General features: G+C 70.2%; 14 protein-coding genes. 2 read left to right on the top strand and 12 right to left on the bottom strand.

Translation table 11 applies throughout. The features are described from left to right. From VLI41_RS04670 to VLI41_RS04630, 9 genes are all read right to left on the bottom strand, one after another. Nucleotides 1–398: c-type cytochrome (locus tag VLI41_RS04670; RefSeq protein WP_325266893.1), on the bottom strand; the 398-nt coding region annotated here is incomplete at its 3' end. Beyond that, nucleotides 391–1,275: a cytochrome c oxidase assembly protein gene (locus VLI41_RS04665; protein WP_325266892.1), complete on the bottom strand. Its 885-nt coding sequence runs from the start codon at nucleotides 1,273–1,275 to the stop codon at nucleotides 391–393. The genes VLI41_RS04665 and VLI41_RS04670, both read right to left, overlap by 8 nt. Before the next feature lies 1 nt (nucleotide 1,276). Further along, complete coding sequence (locus tag VLI41_RS04660) at nucleotides 1,277–1,618, bottom strand: hypothetical protein (protein WP_325266891.1); 342 nt, start codon at nucleotides 1,616–1,618, stop codon at nucleotides 1,277–1,279. Next, on the bottom strand, nucleotides 1,615–2,241 hold the full coding sequence (locus VLI41_RS04655; protein WP_325266890.1) for a cytochrome c oxidase subunit 3: 627 nt from the start codon (nucleotides 2,239–2,241) through the stop codon (nucleotides 1,615–1,617). The genes VLI41_RS04660 and VLI41_RS04655 overlap by 4 nt, the downstream gene beginning before the upstream one ends. Further along, the gene (gene ctaD / locus VLI41_RS04650) at nucleotides 2,238–4,178 is read right to left on the bottom strand and encodes a cytochrome c oxidase subunit I (RefSeq protein ID WP_325266889.1); all 1,941 of its coding nucleotides are present in this window, start codon (nucleotides 4,176–4,178) and stop codon (nucleotides 2,238–2,240) included. The genes VLI41_RS04655 and ctaD overlap by 4 nt, the downstream gene beginning before the upstream one ends. Beyond that, a complete protein-coding gene (gene coxB, locus VLI41_RS04645; protein ID WP_325266888.1) occupies nucleotides 4,175–5,194 on the bottom strand; it encodes a cytochrome c oxidase subunit II in 1,020 nt (339 codons plus the stop codon). Before coxB ends, ctaD begins: the two co-directional genes overlap by 4 nt. Then, a complete protein-coding gene (locus VLI41_RS04640) occupies nucleotides 5,194–5,766 on the bottom strand; it encodes a cytochrome c (RefSeq protein ID WP_325266887.1) in 573 nt (190 codons plus the stop codon). The genes coxB and VLI41_RS04640 overlap by 1 nt, the downstream gene beginning before the upstream one ends. A 102-nt stretch (nucleotides 5,767–5,868) precedes the next feature. After that, on the bottom strand, nucleotides 5,869–7,032 hold the full coding sequence (locus VLI41_RS04635; protein WP_325266886.1) for a thiolase C-terminal domain-containing protein: 1,164 nt from the start codon (nucleotides 7,030–7,032) through the stop codon (nucleotides 5,869–5,871). Between the two features lie 6 nt (nucleotides 7,033–7,038). After that, on the bottom strand, nucleotides 7,039–7,437 hold the full coding sequence (locus tag VLI41_RS04630; RefSeq protein WP_325266885.1) for a Zn-ribbon domain-containing OB-fold protein: 399 nt from the start codon (nucleotides 7,435–7,437) through the stop codon (nucleotides 7,039–7,041). Between the two features lie 28 nt (nucleotides 7,438–7,465). Here VLI41_RS04630 and VLI41_RS04625 point away from each other — a divergent pair, with 28 nt between their 5' ends. After that, complete coding sequence (locus VLI41_RS04625; RefSeq protein ID WP_325266884.1) at nucleotides 7,466–7,987, top strand: DUF1810 domain-containing protein; 522 nt, start codon at nucleotides 7,466–7,468, stop codon at nucleotides 7,985–7,987. Here VLI41_RS04625 and VLI41_RS04620 read toward each other — a convergent pair. The 3 genes from VLI41_RS04620 to VLI41_RS04610 all read right to left on the bottom strand — a co-directional run bounded on the left by VLI41_RS04620 (nucleotide 7,984) and on the right by VLI41_RS04610 (nucleotide 10,823). Next, complete coding sequence (locus VLI41_RS04620) at nucleotides 7,984–8,367, bottom strand: hypothetical protein (RefSeq protein WP_325266883.1); 384 nt, start codon at nucleotides 8,365–8,367, stop codon at nucleotides 7,984–7,986. The genes VLI41_RS04625 and VLI41_RS04620 overlap by 4 nt on opposite strands. Next, nucleotides 8,364–9,392, bottom strand: coding sequence for a phosphotransferase family protein (locus tag VLI41_RS04615; RefSeq protein WP_325266882.1), 1,029 nt, complete (start codon nucleotides 9,390–9,392; stop codon nucleotides 8,364–8,366). Before VLI41_RS04615 ends, VLI41_RS04620 begins: the two co-directional genes overlap by 4 nt. A gap of 135 nt (nucleotides 9,393–9,527) precedes the next feature. Further along, nucleotides 9,528–10,823, bottom strand: coding sequence for a cytochrome P450 (locus VLI41_RS04610; protein WP_325266881.1), 1,296 nt, complete (start codon nucleotides 10,821–10,823; stop codon nucleotides 9,528–9,530). Nucleotides 10,824–10,959: 136 nt separating this feature from the next. Between VLI41_RS04610 and VLI41_RS04605 the strand changes: the two genes are divergently transcribed. After that, the coding region (locus VLI41_RS04605; RefSeq protein ID WP_325266894.1) for a hypothetical protein at nucleotides 10,960–11,057 on the top strand (98 nt) is incomplete at its 3' end.

Genomic DNA, 11,057 nt, shown 5'->3' with positions numbered 1-11,057 from the left:
GTGTAGAGGTAGGCGGCCATGTCGCGCGCCTCCCGGTCGCCGACCCCCATCGCCGGCATCGCGCTCTGCGGGTCGATGGTGTGCGGATCCTCGATCCAGCGGACCAGGTTCTCCGGCGTGTTGGTCGCCCGGCCGCCGATGAAGGTGCGTCCGGCGAAGTGCTCGAGCGGCGGGCCCACGCGGCCCACCGCGCCGGCCACGCCCGGGATCTCGTGGCAGCTGCCGCAGGGCCGATTGGCGAGGTCGGCGCGGCCGATGTCGGGATCGCCGCCGGTCAGCACGTGCACGCGGGCGTCGAGCTGCCGGCGCGCATCGATCTGGTTGTAGGTGATCGCCGCCACCGCGCCGGCGACCACCAGCACGCCGACCAGGGCCGCGGTCCGAGAGCCGTCAGCCATGGACCACCTCCTTGCCGCCGCTCCGCAGCGCCGGCGCCAGAATGGCGATCGCCACCACCGCATGGAAAAGCCCGCCCGGCGCCCACATCAGCGCGCCCGCCAACTGCTGGTCCTCGGCCGGGGTGAGCCCGAAGGCCGCGAGGCCGAGGGCGGCGTACGGCGCGTACCAGGGGCTCTCCGAGAGCGCCATGAACGCCCCCAGCGCGCCGCTCGCCATCGAGGTCAAGAACAGGCAGGCGGCCGCCGTCCAGGGGCTCCGCCTGGGCGACAGCATGGCCGACCAGAAGAGGAGCGCGGTCACGAAGAAGGCGATGTGCTGCGCGCCGTGCCAGGCCTCCGACTTCAGGGCGAGGTCGAACAGCGACGGCAGGTGCCAGACCCACAGCGCGGCGGCCTGCAGCACGGTGGCGAGCAGCGGATCGGTGAAGAACCGCCAGAGCCCCGCGCCTGTCCGGCTGCGCGGGATCGCGGCGAGGCCCTGGCGGGCGGCCGCCGGGAACGCCCAGATCATCACCGCCAGCGGCCGCGCGAGCACGAACAGCGGCGCCGCGGCCAGCATGATCAGCTCGTGCTCGCCCATGTGCGCGGTGAACGAGCGCGCCCCCAGCGCGTGCAGCGGCGAGAGCGTCGCACCGGCGAGCACCGCCATCGCCAGGACGAAGAACCGGCCGCGCCGCGCCAGCTCGCCCCGGCCGTGGTCGGAGCGCCGGGCCAGCCTGGCGTAGCCCAGCGCATAGAGCCCGGCGGCGGCGAGCATCGGGACCAGCATCCAGGGCTCCGGCCCGGGCCAGCCGGGCTGGGCGGCGGTCGCCGCCGTGTGCGCCCAGGCGGGCGTGGCGGCGAGGATCGCAAAGGTTGTGAGCGCGAGCCGCTTCATCTCATGGGCACGCCGGCACGATCAGGCCGCCGAGCGTCTGCAGCGCGACCGCGAACAGGAACACCAGCGCCGCGATCGCCCCCACCGTTCCACCGAACCGCCGGGCGCCGGGCAGGTCCTCGCCGCCTTCGGGCGCCCGCCTGGCCGACCAGGAGATCCAGCCGCCCGCCAGGATGATCGCCGCGCTCACCAGGCCCAGGCCTACGGTCCAGAGCGGCCCGCCGAAGCGGCAGTCCCAGTAGTTGGCCCCGGCCCCGCCCTGCTGGTGCAGGAACCAGCCCGCCGCGCCTGCGAACAGGCCGGCCCATGGCGTCCAGGGCGAGCGGCGGAGCGCGGAGGTCATGGCGCCCACCTCGGGGCCCAGTAGATCAGGAGGTAGAGCGGCAGCCAGGTGAAGACCACATAGGCCCAGTAGAGGGCGTCATCCTGCACGTCCGAGAACCGCTCGGTCGGGACCGGATGGGTGAACAGGAAGACCGTGAGGAAGAAGGTGTCCACGAAGTCGGTGATCAGGTGGACGGTGTGCAGCAGGATCAGCGTCCAGGTGATCGAGCCGTAGGCGTCGCTGTCCCAGCGGGTGTTGAGATGCAGGAACTCGACGGCGCGGATCACCAGCGCCAGGGCGTTGAGGGCCGCCACCAGAACGCCCCAGCCCTGCGTCGCCTTCAGGTCGCGGCGCAGCGCCGCGCGGGCCAGGAACCAGGTCGGGACCAGACTGCCCAGCAGCAGCACGGTCTGCGCCGTGCCCCAGGAGAGCGCCGGGGCGCGGCCTTCGAGCGGCCACTGGTCGGCCGAGTTCATCAGGTAGACATAGGCGGCGCAGGCGAGCGCAAACGCCGAGCCCTCCATCAGCATGAAGGCGAGGCCCGCCCAGTACCAGAGCCCATGGGCGCTGAAGCCGGCGGCGGGCAGGAGCGAGAGGTCCTGTCCGGCCGGAACGGCGGCGGCGGCGGGCCGGCGGCTCATGCCAGGGCTCCCGGCGGCGTCTCATCCGGCGCGCCCACCTTCTTGCCGTGCGACTTGCGCGGCCAGAACCAGCCCAGCACCGCCAGCGCGAACGGGATCGACAGCCAGACGATCCACCACTCGTCGAAGATCGAGCCGATGAACAGGGCGCTCACCGCGACCGCGGTCAGCAACGGCCAGATGCTCGGCGAGGGCGATCCGTGCCGCAGGTCGGGGCGCGCATCGGTCACGGTCGTCAGCAGCACCTCGCGGTGATCGAGGCTGAGGCCGGTGAGCGTCGGCAGCCGACCGCCCCCCGTCCACAGCGGATGCCGGCTCTCGACGACCGGGGTGAGGCCGAAGTTGTAGCTCGGCGGCGGCGAGGCCGCGGCCCACTCCAGCCCGCTCGCGCCCCACGGGTTCGGCCCGGCGGGCGCGCCGCGGCGGTAGCTGACGATGAGGTTCAGCACGTAGACGAGGACGCCGGCCGCCAGGATGTAGGCGCCGATGGTCGAGGTGAGGTTGAGCGCGCCCCAGCCCATGTCGGCGGGGTAGGTCCAGACCCGCCTGGGCATGCCCCAGAGCCCCAGGATGTGCATCGGGAAGAAGGCGGTATGGAAGCCCAGGAAGACGAGCCAGAAGCTCCACTTGCCGGCCGCCTCGTTCAGCATCCGGCCGGTCGCCTTCGGGAACCAGTAGTAGATGCCGCCCAAGAGCGGGAACACCGCCCCGCCGATCAGCACGTAATGGAAGTGGGCGACCACGAAGTAGGTGTCGTGCACCTGGGTGTCGAGCGGCACCGAGGCCAGCATCACGCCGGAAAGCCCGCCCAGCACGAAGGTGATCACGAAGCCGATCACCCACAGCATCGGCGGCGCGAGCCGGGGCTTGCCGTCCCACATGGTGGCCAGCCAGCAGAAGATCTGCACGCCCGAGGGGATGGCGATGGTCATGGAGGCGGCCGTATAGAAGCTGTCGCCCATGTGCGGCAGGCCGGTCGCGAACATGTGGTGCACCCACAGCCCGAACGCGAGGAAGCCGGTCGCCAGCATCGAGAGCACCACCGCCGGATAGCCGAACACCGGCCGGCGGCAGAACGTCTGGGTGATCTCCGAGACCATCCCCAGGCCGGGGATGAAGATGATGTAGACCTCCGGGTGGCCGAAGAACCAGAACAGGTGCTGGAACAGCAGGACCGAGCCGCCCTCGGCGTAGTTGTAGAAGTGCGTGCCGATCAGCCGGTCGGAGATCAGGAAGCTGGAGGCCAGCATCACCGCCGGCATGGCCAGCATGATCATGAACGCGGTGGTCAGCATGGCCCAGACGAAGATCGGCATCCGCGCCAGCGTCATGCCCGGCGCGCGCATCTTGAAGATGCTGGTCGCCGTCGAGGCGGCCGCCGCCATCGCCGCCACTTCGGTGAAGGTGATCATCTGGGCCCAGACGTCGGCCCGCTTGCCGATGCCGTACTCGGGGCCGGAGAGCGGCACGTATCCGAACCAGCCGATGTCCGGGCCCACGTTCAGGATGAAGGCGGTCCACAGGAAGATCCCGCCGGCCAGGTACATCCAGTAGCTCATGGCGTTCAGCCGCGGAAAGGCCATGGTCCTGGCCCCGATCATCAGCGGCACGAGGTAGAGCCCCATGCCCTCCATGATCGGCACGGCGAACAGGAACATCATCGTCGAGCCGTGCATGGTGAAGATCTGGTTGTAGCGGTCGGGGCTGAGCAGGTGGTTGTCGGGCCGCGACAGCTGTGCGCGCATGGCCGCCGCCAGCAGGCCGGCGAGCGCGAAGAACACCAGGCCCGTGACGACGTAGCGCCTGGCGATCTGCTTCTGGTCGACGGTGGTGAGCCAGCCCCAGAAGCCCGGCGGCGTCGCCCAGGTGCGGGTCAGCCGCACGTCCTCCTCGGCCGGCAGCGCGGTAGGCAGGGCGCTCGCGTCGGCCGCGCTCATTTCAGGGTCTCCAGGTAGTCGACGACCGCATTGAGCTGGCCGGAGTTCAGCGCCACCCGCGGCATGGCCGTGCCGGGCTTCACGCCCTGCGGGTCGGCGATCCAGGCCTGCAGGTCGCCGGTGTCGTTCGGCAGCGCGCCGGCGGCGATGTGGCTGCGGCTCGCCAGGTGCGTCAGATCGGGCCCGACCGTCGCGCCCGCGTCCGTGCCCTGGATGCGGTGGCACATGACGCAGGCCTGGGAGGTGAACACCTGCTTGCCGTAGACGGCCTCGGCCGTGACCGGATCGGAGGCGGACTGGATCTGATGGCGCCGCCAGGCTTCGAAGGTCCTGGGCGGGTCGACCACGACGTCGAAGGCCATCTTGGCGTGCTCGAAACCGCAGAACTCGGCGCATTGCCCGCGGAAGGCGCCCAGCCGCCTGGGCGTCACCGCCATGTAGTTCGTGCGGCCGGGGATCAGGTCGGTCTTGCCGGAGAGGTTCGGGACCCAGAAGGAGTGGATCACGTCCGCCGCATGCAGCTCGATCACCGCCGGGCGGTTCAGCGGCAGGTGCAGCTCGTTGGCGGTGGTGAAGCGGTCGGTGGGCGCGTCGCCTTCGTACTCCACCTGCCACCACCACTGATTGGCGGTGACCTTGATCTTCAGAGGATCGGGCCCGACCTCGGCCAGGCTGCGGTCGACGAGGAAGCTCACCGTGGTCAGCACCAGGAGCCCGGCCACGATCAGGGCGACCCAGCCGGTGAGCCCGCGGGCCAGCGCCGGCTCCGCCGCGGTCTCGGCCGGCAAGGGCGCATCGTCGACCGCGGCCGGGCGGCGCGCGCGCCACAGCGCCCAGGCCAGGAACCCCAGCACCAGCAGGTACATGACCCCGCAGACCACCAGCATGGTGCGCCAGATCACCTCGATCGAGGCTGCCTGGTCGGCGGCCGGGTCGAGCGCCGTCTGCACGCCGCTGCAGCCGGCGACGCCGCCGCCGAGCACCAGCAGCGCGACAAGCTGCGCCCGCCGCGGCATCAGCCGCCGCCCGCCTTGGCGGCCGCCGGATCGCCCTTCAGCGGCTCCCGGTCGAGGTTGTTGAGCGGCGGCGGCCCGCGCATCGTGTCCTCGCGGCTCGGCACGGCGAGCTTGTCCGCGTTGGCCGAGAGCGAGCGGACGTAGGCTGCGATCTCCCAGATCTGTGTCTCGGGAATGCGGTCCTTGAACGAGGGCATGCCGTTCGGCCGGCCCTGCGCGATGGAGGCGTAGATCTGCTCGATCTTGCCGCCGTAGCGCCACTTCTCGTCCATCAGCGCCGGGCCGATGCCGCCGCCGCCATGGAAGTGGCATCCCGAGCAGTTGAACCACTCGTAGTAGCGCTGGCCGTTGGCGATGTGGAAGGCGTTGCCGTCATAGACCTGCGCGCGCGGATCGCTGGGCGTCGGCGCGGGATAGGGGCCCGGGTAGAGGTCGCTGACGCTCACCGATTTCGGGCCGGTCTCGGCGGCCGGCGCGGGGTGCAGGTCGCGGGCCTCGCGGTTGCAGCCCGCCAGACTCAGTGCGGCCGCGAGCAACGGCGCAGCCACGGTCGCACGGGCGAGCATCCCCATCGCGGGCCTCCCGATCACAGCAACTCACAAAGCTGAACCGTGTTCCCGCGCCGGCGGCCGGTCTCCTTCCCGAACCGGGCTGGAAGGAGACCGGGCCCCTTCTCAGGGCGCCTCGTTGGAGAAGACGATGGTCCCGGATGCGGCGAACATGCCGCCGACCCCGTGGGCGATGCTGATCTTCGCGTCGGGCACCTGGGCGGGGGCGACTCCGCGCAGCTGCCGGACGCTCTCCTGCAGGGCGTACATGCCGTACATGCCCGAGTGCATGTAGGAGAGGCCGCCGCCGTTGGTGTTGAGCGGCAGCTTGCCCATCGGCTTGTCGTCCTTGGCCGGGGCGGTGTTGCGCTCGCGGATGAAGGCCGCGGCCTCGCCCGGTTTGCAGAAGCCGAGGTCCTCCAGGCCATAGAGCGGCAGGTGGGCGAAGGCGTCGTAGATCATCAGGTGATCGACGTCCTTGTGGGTGATCCCGGCTTCGTCGAACGCCTTCTTGCCGGACACTCGGAACGCCTTGGAGGTGGTGAAGTCCTCCATCTGGCTGACCATCGGCGTCTCGACGCTCTCGCCCGTGCCGAGCACGTAGACCGGCTTGCGCGGGAAGTCCTTGGCGCGCTCGGCTGAGGTGAGCACCAGCGCCCCACCGCCGTCGGTGACCAGGCAGCACATCAGCATCCGGAACGGCCAGGCGATCATCGGCGAGTTCAGCACGTCCTCGACGGTGATCGGGTCCTTGAAGCTGGCGCGGGGATTCATCGCCGCCCACTCGCGCTGGATCACCGAGACCCAGGCGAGATCCTCCTCCGTCAGGCCATAGGACTTCAGGTAGCGGAGCACCGGCACGGTGAACATGGTCGGCGGCCCGACCGGCCCGTAGGGCTGCTCGAACTGCCCCGCCAGGCTCGACGCCCCGCCGCCGAACCGGCCGCCGGCGCCCACGCGGGAGCGGCCGCTCTCGCCGTGGGTGATCAGGATGGTGTTGGCGAGCCCCTCGTTGATCGCCGCCGCCGCGTGGCGGACGTGCAGCATGAAGGAGCAGCCGCCGACGCTCGTGCCGTCGGCGTAGGTGGGCGTGATCCCCAGGTAGTGCGCGAGCTCGACGGGGCTCAGGCCCGCCGTGGCCACGCCGTCGATGTCCGAGGGCTTCAGCCCGCAGTCGGCCAGCGCGTTCAGCGCCGCATCGGCGTGCAGGCCGATCACCGACTGGTCGGGGATCTTGCCCATCTTGGTGGTCTCGGCGGCGCCGACGACCGCGACAGATTTCTGTTTCATGGCGCGTCAGGCTCCCGCCGGTTCGAAGAAGGGCAGGGAGATGTCGTCGTTCTGCTTGGCGAACGCGACCTTCAGCGGCATGTCGAGCTTCAGCGCCTCGGGCGTCTGCGGGCAGCCGGTGATGTTGGTCATCATCTTCGGCCCTTCGGCCAGCCTCACGACCGCGATGGCGTAGGGCTCGGTCCCCATGTCGGGGCGGGGGCGCATGTTGATCACGTAGGACCACAGCACGCCCTGGCCGCTCGCCTTGAAGGTCTCGACCTTGCGGCTGCCGCACTTGGGGCAGAAGGGCCTCGGCGGGAAATAGCTTCCGCCGTCGCATTCGGTGCAGCGCTGAAGGCGCAGTTCGCCCTGCCTGCACCCGTCCCAGAAATGCCGGGTCTCCGGCGTGGGGTCGGGCAACATCCGTGGTGGCATCTGAAAAGCTGTCCTGATGAAATGGCTGAGAGTGGGCGCCGCGATGAACGGCGGCGGCGCAACAAAGCCGACCCGGGCGCGCTTGTCACGCCCGCCGGAGCGGAAGATCGCGATGGACGACCCCTTCGACCTTCGGCGCTTCGAGACCGCCCAGGCGGACATCTACGGCCAGGCGCTGGGCGAGCTGCGCGCCGGGCGCAAGCGGACGCACTGGATGTGGTTCGTCTTCCCGCAGCTGAAGGGCCTCGGCGCGAGCCCCACGGCGCAGTTCTACGGCTTGGGCTCGCTCGCCGAGGCCCGGGCCTACCTCGCCCATCCGCTGCTGGGACCGAGGCTCATGGAATGCACGGCGGTGGTGAATGCGCTGGCGGCCCGCACCGCGCACGAGATCTTCGGCTCCCCCGATGACCTGAAGTTTCGCTCCTCGCTCACGCTGTTCCACGCGGCCGCGCCGGACGAGCCCGTGTTCCAGGCGGCGCTCGCCAAGTATTTCGCGGGTGAGGCGGATGCGAGGACGCTCGAGCTGCTCCGCACCTAGACCAGGGAGACCGAGATCTTCCGCCGCTCGGTGGAGGCCCGCAGCTCGGCCCAGATCGCCTCCTGGCGCGCCTGGTCGCCGGCCTGCTCGGCGGCGATCTGGGCTTCGATCAGCTTGCCCCGCAGCCGGTCGTTCCCGGCCTTGAGCTTCGAGAGGCGCAGGTCCTCGTCGGCGCCGGTGTCGGACAGCAGCGCCCTCAGCGCACGGTTCTCCTCGACCAGCCTGGCGGCCGCGCCGTCCCACACCTCCGCGGCGAGGCCCAGCAGCATGGCGGTGAGGCCCAGCTCGCTCGCCCGCTCCGGCTCCGGCACGCCCGGCGCGGCGTTGCGGGCGACCACGGCCGCGAGCTCGGCGAGGACGGCGGGCACCTCGGGCGTCATAGCTTCCCCATCACCTTCAGGATGGCGCGGTCCTGGGCGTTCAGCAGCCACCAGGCGGGATAGATCATGATCGGCGCCTTGTTGCCGCCCTTGATGAAGGCCCCGGCCGAACCCACCCAGATCGCCTGGCCCTTCACGCAGTTGAACAGGATCCACCAGTGCAGCGCCTGCGGATCGGCCTTCAGGCCGCTGGCCTGCTCCCAGATGGCGATCGCCCGTTCGCGCGGCAGCAGGCCGCCGGCCAGGCCGCGTCCGAACTCCCAGATCGGATTGAAGCCCCAGGCCAGGTCCTCCAGCGGATCGCCGAGATGGGCCATCTCCCAGTCCAGCACGCCATGGATCTCGCCCGCCTCGTCGTAGAGGAAGTTGCCGGTGCGGTAGTCGCCGTGCACGACCGAGAGCTTCTGGGCCGGCGGCGGCGGATGGGCCCTCAGCCACCGGATCGCGGCGCGCGCGATCGGCAGCGGCTCGGCCTGGTCGCGGTCGAAGACGGCTTCCCAGTAGTCGAGCTCGCGCCGCCAGCAGCCGTCGAGCGGCGGCGCCGGTATCACCTCGGTGAGGCCCAGCGCTTTCGGATCGGCCTTGGCGATCTCGCCCAGGATGGTCCACTTCCGCTCGGCCACCTTCGGGAGCGCGGCGTCGTAGCCGCCCGCCAGCAGCATCTGCGGCGAGGCCTGCAAGCCCGCCAGCTCCTCGGCGATGAAGAACGGATGGTCCAGGTGGGCGGGGTCCTCCTCCAGCCAGAGCATCTCCGGCACCGGCACCGCCGAGCCGTGGAAGGCGCGGTAGGCCGCGAACTCGACCCGCCGCTCGGTCTCGATCAGCGAGGCCGGCGGATCGCGCCTGAGGATCATCCGCCGCTCGCGGCTCTCGCCCGCCTCTCGCCAGCGCGCGCGGAAGCGGTAGGTCTCCCGGCTCGCCCCGCCCGAAATGCGCTCCATGGCCTCGACGGTCAGGTCCGAGGCGCCGGGTATCTTGGTCGCGAGGTAGGCCGCGACCCGCGGCGCGAGCGGGTGGTCCGTCATCGCGACCCCCGTCCGTCATCCCGGACGGCCGCCAGGACGACCCGGGATCCAGGGCCGGCGCACCTCGCAATCCGCTGGGTCCCGGCTCCCCGCTTCGCTGCGGCCGGGATGACGAAGAGGGTTGGCAACTGGGCCTCAGCTCATCTCGAACTTGATCGGCAGGCGCTTGGGGCCGTTCACGAAGACGGCGTCGCTCATCGCCGGCTCGCCGTCGAGGGCCACAGACTTCAGGCGCGGCAGCATCTCCTCCCAGAGTATCCTCATCTCCATCCGCGCGAGATGCTGGCCCAGGCAGACGTGCGCGCCATACCCAAAGGAAAGCTGCTTGTTCGGCTGCCTATCGACGCGGAACTCGAAGGGGTCCTCGAAGACGTCCTCGTCGCGGTTGCCCGAGGCGTAGCAGAGCATCAGCCAGTCGAACTTCCCGATCTGCCGGCCCGCGAACTCGGTGTCCGCCGTCGCCGTCCGCATGAAGGTCTTCACCGGCGTCGTCCAGCGGATCGACTCCTCCACGAGGCCCGGGATCAGGGACGGGTCCGACTTCACCTTCGCGACCTCGCCGGGCCGCTCCGCCAGCGCCCACATGGCGCCGCCGGTGGACGAGGACGTGGTGTCGTGGCCCGCCGCCGCGACGATGATGTAGTAGCTCATGGCCTCGAAATCGGAGATCGGCTGCCCGTCGATCCGGGCGTTGGCGATGAGGCTGCCGAGGTCGTCTGTGGGGGTCTTCCGCTTCCGTTCGGAGAGCGCCTGGAAGTAGTCCATGAAGTCCTTGATCACGCCGAAGTCGAACTCCTTGCCGGGCTCGGGGTCGGGGCGAGGCGTCTGCTCGCGGCCGAGCTCGGGGTCGGCCGCGCCGAACAGCTCCTGGGTGAGCTTCAGCATCAGCGGCTCGTCCTCTTCGGGGACGCCCAGGATCGTCATGATCACATGCAGCGGGTAGTGCAGCGCGATCTGCTTGACGAAGTCGCAGCGGCCGCCGGTGGCCGCCATCTTGTCGACGGCCGTGCGGGCGATCTGCCGGATCCGCTCGTCGAGGCTGCGGATGTTCTGCGGCAGGAACCAGGCCTGGGTCAGGAGGCGGTACTTCGGATGATCCGGCGCATCCATCTGCACCAGGGTGCGCAGCAGGTGCGGGCTGCCGCCCATCATCGCCCGGACCCGCTGGTCCACCTGCTGGGTGGTGAGGGTCGGCGAGCGGTCGCCGTTATGGAACAGCGCGTTCTGCCGGCTGATCTCCAGGATGTCGGCGTGTTTGGTCACCACCCAGAACGGGTCGATGCCGTCGATCTTGGCCACGCCCAGCGGCTCGTTCTTGCGCAGCCAGCGATAGGCCTCGTGGATCTCGTCTGTGGCGTAGGCGTGCGGCTCGGCAAGCTTGTCGGCGAGGTGTTGCGGAATGCGGTGGTCGATGGCTTCGGCAACGCTCATGCGATTAGCGGCCACGCGGTGACGTGGGGTCACCGGAGACGCCGCCTCCCTTTTCTTCTTATCGTCGCCCGGAGTTGATACCGGGCGGGGGCGCGTCGCAAGTGTGACGGGGCGTCAAGACGAAGGGGCTGGCGGCATGCTGACCAAGGGCGACGATTATCCGATCCACCAGACTCCGGAGCCGATCGCCTATGCGGGCTCGGATCGCAATTTCTACGACCGCTACTTCTTCAA

Source organism: Phenylobacterium sp. (assembly GCF_035475775.1).
GTDB lineage: Bacteria > Pseudomonadota > Alphaproteobacteria > Caulobacterales > Caulobacteraceae > Phenylobacterium.
The sequence above is the reverse complement of the archived record's forward strand: the minus strand, read 5'-3'. Positions and strand labels throughout refer to the sequence as shown.